The organism is Pseudomonas sp. efr-133-TYG-5, assembly GCF_030209175.1.
Classification (GTDB): domain Bacteria; phylum Pseudomonadota; class Gammaproteobacteria; order Pseudomonadales; family Pseudomonadaceae; genus Aquipseudomonas.
Genome location: NZ_JARVSM010000002.1, coordinates 156,788 through 173,918 on the forward strand (window position 1 = coordinate 156,788; position 17,131 = coordinate 173,918).

Below are 17,131 nucleotides of genomic sequence, written 5' to 3' on the forward strand. Positions count from 1 at the left end.
GTTCAGCCTTGGGTGCGCGCCTCACACTCGGGTATGCTCGGGGCCATCTTCGTATCGCGATAAGCCGAGCCATGCCCCGTCTGCTGCGCTACACCCTGCTGCTTGTCCTGCTCGCCATCGTCCTCGGCGGCGTATTGATCTACAGCCTGACCTGGCGCCCGGATGCGCGGGAAATCCTCCCGGTCAGCTGTGCCGGGCAGCCGCCGACGCTGGTTCCCGGCCAGGCGCTCAAGGTGATGACCTGGAACGTGCAGTATCTGGCGGGCAAGCGCTATGTGTTCTGGAATGATCTCGCCCACGGCGACGACGAAGCCCCGACGGCGGAAGACATGGCGTTCAGCCTCGACGAAGTGGCGCGGGTGATCCGCGACGAGCAGCCCGATGTGGTGCTGCTGCAGGAGCTGGATGACGGCGCCAAGGCCAGCGATTATCAGAACCAGCTGAAACTGCTGCAGGAGCGGCTCGCCGACCTCTACCCGTGCAGCGCCCACGCCTTTGACTGGAAGGCCGATTTCGTCCCCGACCGGCACATCTTCGGCAGCGTCGGCCGGCAACTGGCGACCCTCAGCCGCTACCGCATCGAACACGCCGAACGCCTGCAACTGCCGGTCGCTGCGGCCAATATCATCAGTCGCCAGTTCCAGCCGAAGAACGCCCTGCTCGCCACCACACTGCCGCTGAGCGACGGTGGCCAACTGACGCTGTTCAACACCCATCTGGATCGTGCCAGCCAGCCCGACGACACTCTGCAGGCACAAGTGACGGCGGTGGCCAAGGTGCTCGACAAACACGAAAGCCATGGCCTGCCGTGGCTGATCGGCGGCGATTTCAACCTGCTGCCGCTCGGCCAGTACCGGCGCCTGCCCGCCGAGCAGCGCAGCCCGTACTCCGCCGACAGTGCGCTGCATGTGCTGTGGGACAAGTACCCGATGATCCCGACCAACAACGAAGCCAGTGGCGTCGACCGCGCCAGGTGGCTGACCCATTATCCCAACGACCCCGGCCTCAACGGCCCGGATCGCACGGTCGACTACCTGTTCTACAGCCCGAAGATCAGGCGGGTCGAAGCCACGGTGCGCCAGGACGACACCTTGCGCATCTCCGACCACCTGCCGGTGATCGCGCGCTTCCTGCTGCCGCCCAACTGACTGCCGTCGCTGTGGGAGCGGGCCTGCTCGTGATGACGGAGTGTCAGGCAAAGGCTTTCTGACTGATATTCCGCCATCGCGAGCAGGCTCGCTCCCACACGATGGGTGGTGGTCTCAATGAGCGGCTTCGAGATCGTCGTGCAGCAAGCCGAAGATCTCGCGCTTCATGTCGATGAACGAGCGCTCCATGACCATGTCCAGCGTGCGCGGGCGCTCGATCGGCACATCGAGGATCTGCTTGATCCGCCCCGGCCGCGCGCCCATCACATAGACCCGATCGCCAAGCAGAATCGCTTCGTCGATGTCGTGGGTGACGAACAGCACGGTTTTCTTGCTGTTGCCCCACACCCGCAGCAGCAGTTGCTGCATTTGCAGGCGGGTCTGGCTGTCGAGGGCGCCGAACGGTTCGTCCATCAGCAGGATCTGCGGATCGTTGGCCAGCGCCCGGGCAATCGCCACTCGCTGCATCATGCCGCCGGACAGCTGTTTGGCGTAGTTGTCGGCGAAGCCATCGAGGCCGACCTCGTGGACGTAATGGTCGACGATTTCCTCGCGCCGCGCGGCCGGCATGCCCCGACGCTTGAGACCGAACTCGACGTTCTGCCGCACCGTCAGCCATGGGAACAGCGTGTAACTCTGGAACACCATGCCGCGATCCGCGCCGGGGCCCTGCACCTGTTGGCCGCCGACGTAGATTTCGCCGCAGGTCGGCTCGGCGAGGCCGGCGGTCAGGTACAGCAGGCTCGACTTGCCACAACCCGACGGCCCGACCAGCACGGCGAACTGCTGGTCCGGGACGTCGAACGAAACCTCCTGCAACGCGGTGAACGTACCGCCACCGGGCTTGCTGTAGCTCAGGCTGACCTTGTCCACCTGCAACCGTGGCGCGGCTTGCGCCGGCGCCGCGACAGGCTCGATGAAACGGTGATTGGCGGCGGTTACTGAGCCCATGCGGCAATCCTCAAACGCAGAAAACGGAACAGTTGATCGGTGACCAGGCCGAGCAGGCCGATGATCGCGATCGCCAGGAAAATCACGTCGACCTGAAAGCCGCGCATGGCCTTCAGGCTCAGGTAACCGAGGCCGCTGGACGCCGCGACCAGTTCGGCGACCACCAGGTAAGTCCAGGCCCAGCCCATGGTCACCCGCAAGGTATCGAGCACGCCGGGCAGCGACGCCGGGGCGATCACATGCAGCACCGCGTCACGCCGGTTGGAGCCCAGCGTATAAGACGCGTTGATCAGATCCTTGGAGATGCCCTTGGAGACGTCCGCGACCATCACCAGTTGCTGGAAGAACACCCCGAAAATGATCACCGAGACGCGCTGTTCCAGACCGATGCCGATCCACAGGATGAACAGCGGCACGAACGAGGTCACCGGCAGGTAGCGGATGAAATTCACCAGCGGCTCGAGGAACGCCTGGACGATGCGAAAGCTGCCCATCAGCAGGCCCAGCGGCACCGCCACCAGCGACGACACGATGAACCCGACCATCACCACTTCGACACTGGCCCAGACATGCTGGCCGAGGGTGCCGTCGCGGGTCAGGCGCAACGCCGCCTCGACCACCGCGCCGGGAGTGGGCAGGAACATGCCAGGGACGATGCCGCCATAGGACAACCCGGCCCACAGGCCGACCAGCAGCACCCAGGCCAGGCCGCTGGCGCTCCACACCAGCGAGACCGGCAAACCGGTCTTGGGCGTCAGGCAGCGGTTCAGCCACGATTTGCGCTTGAACATGGCCATCTCCTAGAGCGGGCTGACGAAACGGTTGTCGACCAGATCGTCGTTGCTGACGTTGTAGGGCTTGCCCTGCAGTTCGCTGGCGGTCTCGTTGGCCAGTTTGATCAGCGGCGCGCTGTCGCCGGGTCTGCCGGGGGCACCGAGGAGTTTTTCGCTCATCGCCTGATCGTAGAAGCGCACGCCCTGGGCGGCGGCGGCCAGCTCCTTCGGATCGGACAGGTAACCGCCGACGCCCTTGGCCATGATTTCGTAGGCCTTCTGCGGATGGTCCTTGGTGAACTGCACGGCTTTGTACAGACCGGCGACCAGTGCCTTGACGTCTTCCGGCTGCTTGTCGATCACCGTGCAGTTCAGCGCGACGACATCGACGATCACCCCCGGCGTACTGCTGCTGTCGATCAGCACCTTGCCCTGCTGCTTGGCGCGCACCATCGACAGATGCGGCTCCCAGGTAACCGCCGCCGGCACGCGGCCGGCGATGAACGCGGTGGCGGCGTCATCGGCGGTCATGTTCTGCACGGTGATGTCGCTCATGCTCATGCCGTTCTTTTTCAGCAAGTAGGACAGCCAGAACTGCGAGGTCGAACCCTCATTGACCGCGACGGCCTGGCCCTTGAGTTCCTGCAGGCTGTTGACGTTTTTACCGACCAGCACGCCATCGCCGCCGTGGCTGTCATCCAGCGCGGCAACCGCCTTGAAGCAGAACTGCGGGCGGTACTTGAGCACTTCGTCGATGGTCGAGGCCGAGCCGGACAGTTCGCCCGAGGCCTGGGCGGCCATGTACATCGAGGCTTCCTCGACCACCGGCAATTCGACGGTCAGGCCGTTTTCCTTGAAATAGCCCAGGTCCTGGGCCAGATACAGGGTGCCGTAACCGACCCACGTGGTATGGCCGATCGACAGGGTGCCGGCCTGGGCGGCGGTGACGGTGACAGTGAGGGCGGAAATCGCCAGAGGACATGCAAGACGGGTAAACAAGGACTTGTTCATGGAGCACTCCCAACGCTGTTGATTTAGTTGTCATGGGCAGTACGGCCAGCGGCATTCGGACGGATGCCCGCTGCGGTCTCTGCTGGACTCTGGCGGGCAACGCATGGGCTGGCGAAATCGATGTTGACCCAGGCTCGGCGTCAGGAAAACGAGGAAATAGTTAGCCGCGAACGATGAAAAAACTGGGTAGTGCGCACCGCGAAAGGGCGCTGCGGGCGGGGCTGCACGGAGGGGGTGCAAGACAGCAAAAACATTGGTGAATCGACTGACGCAATCGCGAGCAAGCTCGCTCCCAAAGTTATCGAGGCGGATCACAATTTTGTGAACGACTGATAAACCTGTGGGAGCGAGCTTGCTCGCGAAGGGGCCCTTGAGCCCTACGAATATCTCAGAGCCGACCGTATTCCTGCGCCGTACGATCCAGCGCTTTCAACGTCTTGCCCACCAGCTCGTCAATCTCTTCACGGCGGGCAATCAACGCCGGCGCCATGATCATCCGCCCCAGGGTCGAGCGAATGATCACGCCCTCCTCGAAGCCGATCGTACGGCAGCGCCAGGCGATGTCGTTTTCATTGGCGAAACGCTTGCGCGTGGCCTTGTCCTCGGCCAGTTGCAACGCGGCGACCATGCCGGTGCCCTGGATATCGCCGACCAGCGGATGATTGCCGAACACCTCGCGCAGGCACTGCTGCAGGTACGGGCCGATGTCGTTCTTGACCCGCGTGACCACGCCTTCATCGCGCAAGGCCGTCAGGTTGGCGATGGCCACCGCCGCCGCCACCGGGTGCCCGGAATAGGTCAGGCCGTGGGCAAACACGCCGCCCTGCTCCACCAGCACGTCGGCCATTTTCTTCGACAGGATCAGCCCGCCCATCGGGATGTAACCGGAGGTCAGGCCCTTGGCGATGGACAAGGTGTCCGGCTCGAAGCCGAAGTATTCGTGGGCGAACCACTCGCCGGTACGACCGAAGCCGCCGATCACCTCATCGGCGCACAACAGCACGTCGTACTGGCGGCAGATGCGCTGGATTTCCGGCCAGTAGCTCTCTGGCGGAAAGATCATGCCGCCCGCGCCCTGGAACGGCTCGGCGATGAACCCGGCGACGTTCTCGGCACCCAGTTCGAGGATTTTCGCCTCCAGTTGCTGCGCCGCGCGCAGACCGAACTGCGCCGGAGTCAGGTCGCCGTCGTGGGCGAAAAAGTACGGCTCGTCGATGTGCGCGATGTCGGGAAGCATCCCACCCATCTCGTGCATGAACTTCATGCCGCCGAGCGCCGTCGCCGCCAGGGTCGAGCCGTGGTAGCCGTTCCAGCGGCCGATCATGATTTTCTTCTCGGGCTTGCCCAGCACCTGCCAGTAACGCCGCACGGTGCGGATCAGCACCTCGTTGGCCTCGGACCCGGAGTTGGTGTAGATCGCGTGGCTGTAATGCCCCGGCAGCAGGCTGAACAGCAGCTCGGACAGCTCGATCACCTGCGGGTGGGTGGTGTGGAAAAACATGTTGTAGTACGGCAACTGCTGCAGTTGCCGGCTCGCGGCGGCGTTCAGGTCCTGGCGCCCGTAGCCGAGGTTGGTGCACCACAGCCCGGACATGCCGTCGAGGTAACGCCGCCCGTCGTTGTCCCACAGGTGCAGGCGATCGCCGCGTACCATCACCCGCGGGCCTTCATCGTTGAGGGCCTTCTGGTCGACGAACGCGTGAATGTGGTGCGCGGCATCGGCGGCCTGGTAGTCGCGGGTTTCACGTGAGGTGGTCATCGCCGGATCTCCTTTGTTGTTGTGAGCGGCTGTCATCAGCGCAGCTGAAACCAGGTGGTTTTCAACTGGGTGTATTTATCGAATGAGTGCAGCGACAGATCACGACCGAAACCGGATTGCCGGCCGCCGCCGAACGGCACGGTCACGTCCAGCGCGTCGACGCAGTTGACCGACACCGTACCGGCTCGCAATTGCCGGGCCACCCGGTGCGCGCGGTGCAGATCATCGGTCCACAGCGACGCCGCCAGACCGTAGACGCTGTCGTTGGCCAGTTGCACGGCGTCGGCCTCGTCATCGAACGCGGTGACCGCCAGGACCGGGCCGAACACTTCTTCGCGAAACAGGGTCATGTGCGGCTGCACGCCGGTGAAAATCGTTGGCTGCACGAAGTTGTCCGAGCCGTTGAAACTCACCTGCCGCCCGCCACAGACGCGAGTCGCGCCTTCGCGCTCGGCCTGGTTGATGAAGTTCAGGATGCTCGCGGTCTGCCGGCGGTCGACAATCGCCCCGGCCGCACTTGCCGGGTCCAGCGGATCGCCTGGCTGCCAGCGTTCGGCCTGCGCTTGCAGGCGCTCGACGAACTCATCATGGATCGAACGCTGCACCAGCAGGCGCGAGTTGGCCGAGCAGACTTCGCCCTGATTGAAGAAGATGCCGAACGCGGCTTTCTGCGCGGCCAGATCCAGGTCGCGGCAATCGGCGAACACCAGGTTGGCGCTCTTGCCGCCGCACTCCAGCCACACCTGCTTGAGGTTCGACTGCGCGGCATACTGCATGAAGTATTTGCCGACCTGGGTCGAGCCGGTGAACACCAGACAATCGACATCCGGGTGCAGGCCGAGGGCCTTGCCGGCCTGCTCGCCAAGGCCCGGCAGCACGTTGAGCACGCCGGCCGGCAGCCCGGCCTCCAGCGCCAGCTCGGCCAGACGCAACGCGGAAAACGGTGACTGCTCAGCGGGTTTGAGGATCACCGAGTTGCCCGCCGCCAGCGCGGGGGCGAGTTTCCACGCGGCCATGTCCAGCGGGAAATTCCATGGCACCACAGCGGCGACCACGCCCAGTGCTTCGCGGGTGATGGTCGCCAGCACGTTCGACGCGCTTGGCGCGACCTGATCGTAGAGTTTGTCGAGGCTTTCGGCGTACCAGCGCAACACCCCGGCGGCGCCCGGCACGTCGATGTTGTAAGCGTCCATCACTGGTTTGCCCATGTTCAGCGAATCGAGCAGCGCCAGTTCTTCGCGGTGCGCCAGGATCAGCTCGGCGAGGCGCAGCAAGACCTGCTTGCGCTCCACCGGCGAACGCTGCGACCAGGTCCCGGCCTCGAACACCTGCCGTGCGTTGCGCACCGCGGCGTCGACGTCCGCTTCGCCGCACGCCGCAACGTCGGCCAGGTGTGCGCCAGTGGCCGGGTTGAATGCGGCAAAGGTCTGCCCCGACTGCGCCGCACGCCGTTTGCCGTCGATCACGGCCTGGTACGGATAGCTCAATTCAGCGGCCTTGCGCTGCCAGTCTGCAAGTTCGAACACGGTGGATGCTCCTTGGACTTTTATTCTTTTGAGAACAGTGCGCAGTGATAGTCGCTCAGGCTCGTGTGAGCTAAAACCAGTAAAAATGTCTTCGCAGACAATAAAAAAGGTAACCAGCCGATGGCCCCCTCGCGCGCGTATGGGGCTATTGTTCAGGGACAAAAAAACCGCCGACAGAACGGAGGCCGGCGGCGTACAAATTGCTTGGATGGGAAATCCGTTCGCTTTGAGGTTCACCGTGGCCGCTTACAACCTGCGTCAGTTGAAATACTTCATCACCACCGTCGAATGCGGCAGTGTCGCCGAAGCGTCGCGCAAGCTGTACATCGCGCAACCGGCGATTTCCACGGCGATCAAGGGCCTGGAAGACAGCTTCGCCGTGCAACTGCTGATCCGCCATCACGCCCAGGGCGTGTCGCTGACGCCCAGCGGCGCGCGGTTCTTCCGCAAGGCTCAGGAGCTGCTGCGCATGGCCAAGGAGTTCGAACAGAACGCCCTCGCCGACAACGACGTGGTGGCCGGGCAGATCGATATCGGCTGTTTCGAAACCGTCGCGCCGCTGTATCTGCCGCAACTGATTGCCGGGTTTTCCGCGCTGTATCCGGGGGTGAAGATCCGCATCCGCGACGGCGAGCAGCAGGAACTGGTGCAAGGCCTGACCTCGGGCACCTTCGACCTGGCGATCCTCTACAAACACGACCTTGACGCGACCATCGAGACCGAACCGCTGATGCCGGCGCAACGGCCTTACGCCCTGCTGCCGGCCGACCACCGCTTCGCCCAGCTCAAGCAGGTGTCGCTGCGCGATCTGTGCCTGGAACCGATGATCCTGCTCGACGTGCAACCGAGCCGCACCTACTTCGTCAGCCTGTTCGAAGAACTCGGCCTGAGCCCGCGCATCGAGTTCAGCTCGCCGTCGATCGAAATGGTCCGCGGCATGGTCGGCCAGGGCTTCGGCTTCTCGATTCTGGTGACCCGCCCGCATTCGGAGTGCACCTACGATGGCAAGAAAGTGGTGTGCGTGGACATTGTCGAAGACGTCACCGGCTCGGGGCTGGTGGCTGCGTGGCTCAAACGCGGACAACTGACCAAACCGGCGCAGCTGTTCGCCGATTATTGCCGTGAGCAGTTGACCGCCAAGGCGAATGCCTGAGGTTTACGGCATCAGAGCGCAGCCTGCGGCAATGGTATTCGTCCGCAGGCTGCGCGCTTCAAGGTGTCAGGTCCCGCGCGGCTTGGCCCGCGCAGTGGCTTCGGCCACCAGCGGATCATCCGGCCAGTAGTGCTTGGGATAGCGCCCCTTGAGATCTTTCTTCACCTCGGCATAGGTACTGCGCCAGAAGTTGGCCAGGTCCTGGGTCACCTGGACCGGCCGCCGCGCCGGTGACAGCAGGTGCAGCTTGACCACTTGCCGGCCGCCGGCGATGCGCGGTGTGTCGGCGAGGCCGAACAGCTCCTGCAGACGCACCGCGAGGATTGGCGGCTGTTCGTTGTAGTCGAGGCGAATCGACGAGCCCGACGGCACGCTCAGATGATGCGGCGCCAGTTCGTCAAGCTGCTGTGGCAGCGGCCACGGCAACAGATTGCGGACGATGCTCGACAGGTCGAGGTTGGCGAAATGGCTGAGGCGCGAGACCTTGCCCAGATACGGCATCAGCCAGTGTTCGAGGGTTTTCAGCAGCGTGGCGTCGCTGACATCCGGCCATTGGCTCTCGCCTTTGCCGTGCAGATCGAGTTGCCGCAACAGCGCCACCCGCGCCTGCCACTGACGCAGCTCCGGGGTCCATGGCAACAGTTCCAGACCTTTGCGCCGCACCAGATTGACCAAGGCCTGGCTGCGCGCGTTTTCGTCGAGCCCGGTCAGCGGTTCGCGGCTGAGGATCAGTTCGCCCACCTTGCGCTGCCGCTCGGCGCGCAGCACACCCTCGCGTTCGTCCCAGTCCAGTTGATCGACCGTGTGCACCTGTTCGGCCAGCACCGAGTCGAACAGCGCCGGATCGAAATCCGCAGCCAGATAGATGCGTTCCTCGCGCTGGCCCTGGCGACTGCCGAGGTCGGCGATGACGATCCACGGTTCCTTCATCAGGCTGTCAGCCTCGGCAAACAACGCCGCGCGGCCGTTGGCCAGTCGATATTCGGCACCACCGGCACGCCGCTGCTGGGCGACGCGATCCGGGTAGGCCAGCGCCAGCAGGGCGCCGAGCCAGCGCGGATGATCGGGGTCGCTGACCGGCTCGCTGGCCTTGCCGCGCAGGTAACCGCGATACTGTCGCGCCAGTTGCCGGGCGCGCTGCACGCCGCCCTGGGCAGCGCGCGTCGCTCGTTCTTCGCCGGACAGCAGCACCAGACGACTGTGCAGATCGGCACCGGCACCGCGCAAAATGTCGCGTTCACCGAGCAACGCGGCGACATCACAGGCCATGTTCGCCAGACCCAGGGCCTGACCGCGCAACAACAAATGCGCAATGCGTGGATGCGCCGGCAATTCGGCCATCGCCTGGCCGTGACGATTGAGGGTTTCACCATCCAGCGCACCGAGGCGCTGTAATAGATCCAGAGCCTGTGCGTAAGCGGCGGCTGGAGGTACGTCCAGCCAGATCAGATCACTCGGCGTCACACCCCAACGGCCGAGTTGCAAGGCCAGCCCGGCGAGATCCGCCGAGAGGATTTCCGCGCTGCCGTAAGCGGCGAGTTGTTCATGCTGATCCTGCGACCACAGGCGATAGCACACGCCGGGCTCCAGACGCCCGGCCCGACCGGCGCGCTGGGTGGCGCTGGCCCTGGAAATACGTTGGGTGTCGAGGCGAGTCATGCCGCTGCCCGGGTCGAAACGCGGCACCCGCGCCAGCCCGGCATCGATCACCACGCGTACGCCATCGATGGTCAGGCTGGTCTCGGCGATGTTGGTGGCCAGAACCACTTTGCGCTGGCCCGCCGGGGCCGGGTCGATGGCGGCGCGCTGGGCGTTCAGGTCGAGCTCGCCGTGCAACGGGCAGAGCAACACGTCGCTGCGCTCACCGATGGCGTCCGCCAGTTGCTGATGAACACGGCGGATTTCCGCTTGCCCCGGCAGGAACACCAGCAGGCTGCCGGTTTCATCGTGCAGGGCTTCGAGCACGGTCTGGGTGACGCGCTGATCGATGTACTCGCCAGGCTGAAACGGCCGCCCCCAGCGCATCGCCACCGGGAACATCCGCCCTTCGCTGCGCAGGATCGGCGCGTCGTCGAGCAGCCCGGCGAGGCGCTCGCCTTCGAGGGTGGCGGACATCAGCAGAATCTTCAGCGGCTGTTCAGCGCGAAACAGCTCGCGACCGTTCAGACTGAGCGCCAGCGCCAGGTCGGCGTCGAGGCTGCGTTCGTGGAACTCGTCAAAGATCAGCAAGCCGACGCCGTCCAGTGACGGATCGTCCTGCAAGCGCCGGGTGAGGATGCCTTCGGTGACCACTTCGATGCGCGTGGCGGGGCCGACCTTGCTGTCGAGGCGGATGCGGTAGCCGACGGTTTCACCGACCTTCTCGCCCAGTTCGCTGGCCAGCCGTTCGGCGGCCGCACGCGCGGCGAGGCGGCGCGGTTCGAGCATGAGAATGGTCTGCCCGGCCAGCCACGCTTCGTCGAGCAAGGCCAGGGGCACGCGGGTGGTCTTGCCGGCGCCGGGCGGTGCTTCGAGCACGGCTTCGTGGCGTGTCGCCAACGCTTCACGCAGCGCGGGTAGAACTTCATCGATCGGCAAAGAAATCATGCTGGCTCCCAAACAGAGCCGCGAGTATAACGGCGAACTGCCGGGCATTCGTCAGGGTCTTAATTGCACACGACGATGCTTCGTTTACATATGACTCAGGAGATTCCCCATGCGTTTACCTTCTCGCCTGATCGGCGGTGTACTGGTCGCCACCCTGCTGACCCAGCTCAGCGCCTGCGGTTCGATCTTCTACCCGGACCGCCGCGGTCAGATCGACGGCAAGATCGACCCGGCGATTGCCGTGCTCGACGCCGTGGGCCTGCTGTTCTACATCATCCCCGGGGTGATCGCGTTTGCCGTGGACTTTGCCACCGGGGCGATCTACTTCGAACCGGGCCACACGGCGCAAGTCGATCCGGCCAAGCTCAAGCAAGCCGTCGGCCCGGACGGCCAGGTCGATAACCTCAAGTTGCAGGCTATTCTCGAAACGGAGTTGGGCCGCAATCTGCCGCTGGACGATCCACGCCTGATCCAGCACAAGGGCAGCACCCAGCAACTGGCCATGTTCGGCCTGCAACCCGCCGCATAAAAAGGAACCACAGCCGACATGACCTCCAGTCCCGAACACGCCCGCCTGCTGCGGCTGGCGACCCGCGCCTCGGTGGCGGTGGCCTGTACGCTGATTGTCGCCAAAGCCATCGCCTGGTGGCTAAGCGGTTCGGTGAGCATGCTCGCCGGCCTGACCGACTCGGCCCTCGATGGCGTCACCTCGTTGCTCAACCTGCTGGCGGTGCATTACGCGCTGCGCCCGGCGGATGACGATCACCGCTACGGCCACGGCAAGGCCGAATCCCTGGCGGGCATGGCGCAGGCGCTGTTCATCGGCGGCAGTGCGGTGTTGATCGCCTTCCAGGCCTATGCCCGGATCCAGCAGCCGGAGCCGCTCGGCGCACCGTGGCTGAGCATCGGCGTGATCGTGTTTTCGCTGCTGCTGACAGCGGCGTTGCTGACGTTGCAACACCGCGTGGTCAAGCAGACCGGCTCCAATGCCGTGCGTGCCGATTCGCTGCATTACCGTTCGGACATGTTGCTCAACGGCAGCATCCTGGTGGCGTTGATTTTCGCCGGAATGGGCTTTCATCAACTGGATGCCTGGTTCGGCCTGGGTATCGCCGTGTACATCCTGTGGAGCGCGATCCAGATTGCCCGGGAAAGCTTTTCCGTGTTGATGGACGAGGAGCTGCCAGCGGACGTCAGCCAGCGCATGCTCGAACTGGCCTGCAGCGTGCCGGGCGTGCTGGGCGCGCATGACCTGCGCACGCGGATTTCCGGCAACCACTGGTTCGTGCAATTGCATCTGGAGCTACCGGGGGAGCTGACCTTGTCAGTCGCCCATAGCATCAGCGACCAGGCGGCGGAGGCGATTCACGCCGCCTACCCGCGCGCCGAAGTGCTGGTGCACGCCGACCCACAGGAAGTGGTCAGGAACGAACGGGCGCAATCGCGGCTTCAGTAAGACACCTGATAACCGCGACTGCTCAGGCAGTTGCCCTGGGCCTGGCGGTAGGCCTGCACCACTTCCGGTGCGGGCTGGTAGGTCGCGGTGCGCGGATCGAACCCGCTTTGCTGCACCGCGTACTGGTAGCACTGGTAACCGTCCTGCTGCACCTGCTCCGGGGACTGGCCGTTGGCCGGATACGCCTCGACGTCATAGCCATTGCCGGTCGGTGGCGGCGCTTGCTGCACCGGCGGCTCGACCACCACGTAGTCCTGGGTCGCTTCCTGGTAGGCGTAGTACGAACCGGCGGCAAGGAACAGCAGCGAACCGCCAATCCACACTTCACGGGCGTAATCCGGCAGATACTGAATACGAATCCCGCGCGGCGGCTGGACCACGATGTAGCGCGGGCCCTGTGGGCGGTACCAGTAGCCGCCGGAGAAGAAGTAGTCCTGGCCGCGGTACGGCACGCGGTATTCGCGATCGGGGAAGCGATCGATCACATGCCCCGGGCGGTACTGCGGGCCGGGGCCCCAGCCGTTGCCATGGCCGTCCGGACGCCCCGGCCAGCGACGGTCGTCGGGCCGGTTGCCGCCCTGCCATTGCGGGTGATAGCCGTTTTGCGGGCGTTCGTCGCGGTAGTAACCCTGGCGGGGTTCCTGGGTCTGGCGCACGGCGTCGGGCCGTGGCTGGATCGGCAGGCTGTTGGCCGGCAGTTGCGGCGGCGGTGGGGGCTGGCGCACCGGATTGGGGTTGTAGGCCGGACGGTTCTGGTCGTGGTTCTGCCATTGGCCATTATTGTGCGGCTGGCCGTTGTGCTCGAACTGGCGGCTGTTGTCGCCGCGAATGATTTCGTTGTTCTGTGGCCGTGGCTGATTCTGCTGCGGGTTATTCTGCGGGCGCGGCTGATTCTGTGGCGGCTGATTCTGCGGACGCGGCGGGTTGTTGCCGCCATGGCCCTGATTGTTGCCCTGATGTTCCGGCCCGCGTCCGCCGCCATTGGGGCTGCGGCTTTCGGGATCGTCGGCCAGTGCTTGCGCGCTGACACTCACACACAGCAAACCAACACCGGCCAGACGCCAGATGCGCGACTTCATGCTTTTCCTCACTGCGGGTTAGGGCCTGTAGCTAAGACCGGGAATCTACACACCGGGTTCTGCAACAGGTTATCAGTCACGCAACTTATTTATTGAGTGGCGATGGCCTCGGCACGGCAAATCGCAGGCAAGAAAAAAGGGAGACCCGTCGGCCTCCCTTCTAGAGAACTTCGTCCTGGCTCGACGCTTTTGACGTCGGCTCACCTCACGCCGTCTTCTGGACAGTGTGCAGCTCGGGGGCCGGCACGTCCCCGGTGGGGGCGGCGGCCGCGGCGGGCCTGATTGGGCGGGCCGCAGTGGACTGTGTTACCGAGCAGTGATTCTGGTGTTAAGAATAGGCCGGACGCGGCGACAGATGATTGCGAAGATTGCTCAAATAAACACCACTTGCGCAATTTTTAACCCTGGATAGATAATCCGCCGCAATAGTTAGAACAAAGGACCGTTTCATGAGCAAACTCGACCGTTACGACCTGAGCATATTGGCGGAATTGCAACGCGACGCCCGCATCTCCAACCAGGAGCTGGCCGAGCGCATCGGTCTGTCGCCCTCCCCGTGCTCGCGCCGGGTCAAGCAACTGGAGGACGACGGCTACATTTCCCGCCAGGTGGCCCTGCTCGATCGCAAGATGCTCGGTCTGAGCCTGACCGCCTATGTGCTGATCGGCATGGACCGGCACACGCCGGAGCGTTTCGAAAACTTCGAAGCGGCGATCCGCACCCTGCCGCAAGTGCTGGAATGCAGCCTGGTGACCGGGGTCGATGCCGACTACCAGCTGAAGGTGGTGGTGCCGGACATGGACCACTATCAGAAACTGCTGCTGGGGCATCTGACCCGGATCGAAGGCGTGACCAGCGTACGTTCGAGTTTTGTGCTGAACCAGGTGCTCAACAGCACCGAGCTGCCGCTGACCCACCTGCGCAGCTGACATCGCCTTCGCGAGCAAGCCCGCTCACGGTATTGAGCTTCGTCAAGCACACTATTTGTGTACAACCAAGATCCCCCGCGGGAGCGGGCTTGCTCGCGAACAGGCCGGTACAGGCGACGAATGACTGCGGCACACCGACGCAGGTCAATGCTGCATCAATCGTCGCTGGCGTATACTCGCCGCCGCCCTTTCAGCCGTACAGCGCCGGAGATGCCCGATGGATCCAGCAGTATTTGAAGAGTGGATGATGACCGGCCTGGTCAGCATCCTGATCATTTTCATGGGTTTCATCGTCTGGGATCTGGCGAAAAAATCCAAGGCCGGACGCTTCGGCTCGTTCATCCTGTTCTTCGTGCTGGGCCTGGGCGTGGCCGCGTTCATCATCAAGAGCGTGGTGATTGGCCTGATCGAATCCGGCGCCTTATAAGCGCGCCGGCACTTCCCGCCACTGGCCCTGATCGAGGCCGTCGATTGTCCAGTCGCCGATCCTCACTCGCACCAGGCGCAGGGTCGGCAGGCCCACCGCCGCCGTCATCCGGCGCACCTGACGATTGCGCCCCTCACGAATCACCAATTCCAGCCAACAGGTCGGCACGCTTTTGCGAAAGCGCACCGGCGGATTGCGCGGCCACAGCGTGGGCTCGTCCAGCTGCCGCGCCTCGGCGGGCAAGGTCATGCCGTCGTTGAGCTCGACACCGTCGCGCAGGCGCTGCAACTGCTCAGCCGTCGGCTCGCCTTCGACCTGCACCCAATACGTCTTGGCCAGTTTGTATTTCGGATCGGCGATCCGTGCCTGCAACTGGCCGTCGTTGGTCAGCAGCAACAGGCCTTCGCTATCGCGATCCAGGCGTCCGGCCGGGTAGATTCCCGGCACATCGATGTAATCCTTGAGCGTCGCCCGCCCTTCGCCGTCGCTGAATTGCGTGAGGACATCGAACGGTTTGTTGAACAGGATCAGCTTCGGCTCGGCCGGCGGTGCCTTGGCGACACGCCGCGGGGCAGAAGACGAAGGCTTCGCGCCTGGGCGGCGGGAAGGTGGACGTGGGGGACGAGGCATGGGCAAAACAACATCTGGCGATCTGGGCTGACAATGCTAGTGCCCGGATCGCCAAATGACCACGACAAACCGTTAACGGAACGGCGGTTCGTCGAAGCTGCGCAGTTTGCGCGAGTGCAGCGAGTTGAGTTCGGTGCGCAGCAGGTCGACGGCTTCGATACCGATCTTCAGATGCTGGCTGACCGCGCGCTCATAGAACGCATTGGCCGAGCCCGGCAGTTTGATCTCACTGTGCAGCGGCTTGTCGGAAACACACAGCAGCGTGCCGTACGGCACCCGCAGGCGATAACCCTGGGCGGCGATGGTACCGCTTTCCATGTCCACCGCGACGGCGCGGGACAGGTTGATCAACGGTCGCTCCTGGGCCCAGCGCAGCTCCCAGTTGCGGTCGTCGTAGGTCAACACCGTGCCGGTACGCAGGCGCTTCTTGAGGTCGTCGCCCTTCTCGCCGGTGATGTTCGCCGCCGCTTGCTGCAACGCCAGTTGCACTTCGGCCAGCGCCGGGATCGGAATGTTCGGCGGCACTACGCGGTCGAGAATGCCGTCGCGGCGCATGTAGGCGTGGGCCAGCACATAGTCGCCGATGGTCTGCGACTGCCGCAGGCCGCCGCAGTGACCGATCATCAGCCAGCAATGCGGACGCAGCACCGCCAGGTGGTCGGTGATGTTCTTGGCGTTGGACGGGCCGACGCCGATGTTGACCAGGGTCACGCCGTGGCCATCGCTGGCGATCAGGTGATAGGCCGGCATCTGGTAGCGGTGCCAGACCACCCCGGCGGCAATCGCCGAGGCTTCGCCGTGGTCCATGCCTTTTTCGATGATGACGTTGCCCGGCAGCACCATGCGCACGAAACGCGGGTCGCGGCGCAATTGCTCCAGGCCATGGACGATGAACTGGTCGACATAGCGGTGATAGTTGGTCAGCAGGATCCAGGGCTGCACATGGCGCCAGTCACTGCCGGTGTAGTGCACCAGCCGGCGCAGGGAGAAGTCCACCCGCGCCGCGTCGAACAGCGCCAGCGGCAACGGATCGGTGTTTTCCCAGTCGTAGAGGCCGTCGGCGATGCCATCGGTGGCGGCGGACAGGTCGGTACTCGGGAACACCCGAGCCAGCACGGCGGCGGTCACGCCGGAGCCGGCCAGCTCGTCGCCCTGCTCGACCACGTACGGATACGGGATGTTCTGCTGGCTGACACCGACTTCCACGGTCACGGTGAAGTCGTGCATCAACGGCACCAGTTGCTCCAGCAGGTATTTGCGGAACGCCTTGGGATGGGTGACGGTGACGCTGTAGGTGCCTGGCAGCTGCACCTTGGCGTAGGCGCGGGTGGTCTGCGGCACTTCGCCCTGGCAGTGATAGGTCAGGCGCAGCTCGGGATAACGGAACAGGGCACGTTGCTCGGCGTCAGGCTCGACGCGATCCTTGAGATAACGCTTGAGCGCGCAATTCAGTGCAGTGGTGGCCTGCTCATGCAGCTCGGCCAGGCGATCCACGGCTTGTTCGGCGGTTTGAACGACAATAAACGCTTCGGTCACGATCAGCTTCCTGTGTTCTGACTTGCAGAGCTTCATCTTGCCTGCATCGTGGCGTCACGGAAACAGTGGCGTTGTGGCTATTTCTCAATCTCTTGAACCAAGCAGATTCCCTGTGGGAGCGAGCCTGCTCGCGAATACGCAGGGTCATTCAACACAGAGGTCGACTG

15 protein-coding genes are annotated in these 17,131 nt (G+C 64.1%); 6 read left to right on the top strand and 9 right to left on the bottom strand.

What is annotated here, in order from left to right:
- The first annotated feature begins 71 nt into the window (after positions 1-71).
- Positions 72-1,148: an endonuclease/exonuclease/phosphatase family protein gene (locus tag QRN70_RS12940; protein ID WP_285418323.1), complete on the top strand. Its 1,077-nt coding sequence runs from the start codon at positions 72-74 to the stop codon at positions 1,146-1,148.
- 114 nt (positions 1,149-1,262) lie between these two features.
- Here QRN70_RS12940 and QRN70_RS12945 read toward each other — a convergent pair whose 3' ends face one another.
- The 5 genes from QRN70_RS12945 to QRN70_RS12965 form a co-directional block, all read right to left on the bottom strand.
- A complete protein-coding gene (locus tag QRN70_RS12945) occupies positions 1,263-2,099 on the bottom strand; it encodes an ABC transporter ATP-binding protein (protein ID WP_285418325.1) in 837 nt (278 codons plus the stop codon).
- Complete coding sequence (locus QRN70_RS12950) at positions 2,087-2,890, bottom strand: ABC transporter permease (protein WP_285418327.1); 804 nt, start codon at positions 2,888-2,890, stop codon at positions 2,087-2,089. The genes QRN70_RS12945 and QRN70_RS12950 overlap by 13 nt, the downstream gene beginning before the upstream one ends.
- A gap of 9 nt (positions 2,891-2,899) precedes the next feature.
- Entirely contained in the window at positions 2,900-3,883 is a 984-nt protein-coding gene (locus QRN70_RS12955) for an ABC transporter substrate-binding protein (RefSeq protein WP_285418329.1), read from the bottom strand.
- A 388-nt stretch (positions 3,884-4,271) separates the two neighbouring features.
- Complete coding sequence (locus QRN70_RS12960; protein WP_285418330.1) at positions 4,272-5,642, bottom strand: aspartate aminotransferase family protein; 1,371 nt, start codon at positions 5,640-5,642, stop codon at positions 4,272-4,274.
- Positions 5,643-5,677: 35 nt separating this feature from the next.
- Positions 5,678-7,168, bottom strand: coding sequence for an aldehyde dehydrogenase (locus tag QRN70_RS12965; RefSeq protein WP_285418332.1), 1,491 nt, complete (start codon positions 7,166-7,168; stop codon positions 5,678-5,680).
- A 238-nt stretch (positions 7,169-7,406) separates the two neighbouring features.
- Here QRN70_RS12965 and QRN70_RS12970 point away from each other — a divergent pair, with 238 nt between their 5' ends.
- Positions 7,407-8,321: a LysR substrate-binding domain-containing protein gene (locus tag QRN70_RS12970; protein ID WP_285418334.1), complete on the top strand. Its 915-nt coding sequence runs from the start codon at positions 7,407-7,409 to the stop codon at positions 8,319-8,321.
- Between the two features lie 66 nt (positions 8,322-8,387).
- On the opposite strand, the gene hrpB is transcribed toward QRN70_RS12970, so the two are convergent.
- Positions 8,388-10,907 (bottom strand): ATP-dependent helicase HrpB, encoded by a 2,520-nt coding sequence (hrpB, locus tag QRN70_RS12975; protein ID WP_285418336.1) that lies wholly within the window; start codon positions 10,905-10,907, stop codon positions 8,388-8,390.
- Positions 10,908-11,016: 109 nt separating this feature from the next.
- Between hrpB and pmcY the strand changes: the two genes are divergently transcribed.
- Positions 11,017-11,436, top strand: a complete 420-nt coding sequence (pmcY, locus tag QRN70_RS12980; RefSeq protein WP_285418338.1) for a periplasmic Zn2+ metallochaperone PmcY — start codon at positions 11,017-11,019, stop codon at positions 11,434-11,436.
- 18 nt (positions 11,437-11,454) lie between these two features.
- Entirely contained in the window at positions 11,455-12,363 is a 909-nt protein-coding gene (locus QRN70_RS12985) for a cation diffusion facilitator family transporter (protein WP_285418339.1), read from the top strand.
- On the opposite strand, the gene QRN70_RS12990 is transcribed toward QRN70_RS12985, so the two are convergent.
- On the bottom strand, positions 12,357-13,442 hold the full coding sequence (locus tag QRN70_RS12990) for a DUF6515 family protein (RefSeq protein ID WP_285418341.1): 1,086 nt from the start codon (positions 13,440-13,442) through the stop codon (positions 12,357-12,359). The genes QRN70_RS12985 and QRN70_RS12990 overlap by 7 nt on opposite strands.
- 449 nt (positions 13,443-13,891) lie before the next feature.
- Here QRN70_RS12990 and QRN70_RS12995 point away from each other — a divergent pair, with 449 nt between their 5' ends.
- On the top strand, positions 13,892-14,371 hold the full coding sequence (locus QRN70_RS12995; protein WP_007909658.1) for an Lrp/AsnC family transcriptional regulator: 480 nt from the start codon (positions 13,892-13,894) through the stop codon (positions 14,369-14,371).
- A gap of 217 nt (positions 14,372-14,588) precedes the next feature.
- Positions 14,589-14,798, top strand: a complete 210-nt coding sequence (locus tag QRN70_RS13000; RefSeq protein ID WP_003228500.1) for a DUF2788 domain-containing protein — start codon at positions 14,589-14,591, stop codon at positions 14,796-14,798.
- Here QRN70_RS13000 and QRN70_RS13005 read toward each other — a convergent pair.
- Complete coding sequence (locus tag QRN70_RS13005) at positions 14,793-15,428, bottom strand: pseudouridine synthase (RefSeq protein WP_285418343.1); 636 nt, start codon at positions 15,426-15,428, stop codon at positions 14,793-14,795. The genes QRN70_RS13000 and QRN70_RS13005 overlap by 6 nt on opposite strands.
- Positions 15,429-15,500: 72 nt before the next feature.
- Entirely contained in the window at positions 15,501-17,000 is a 1,500-nt protein-coding gene (amn, locus tag QRN70_RS13010; RefSeq protein WP_285418344.1) for an AMP nucleosidase, read from the bottom strand.
- Between the last annotated feature and the right edge of the window lie 131 nt (positions 17,001-17,131).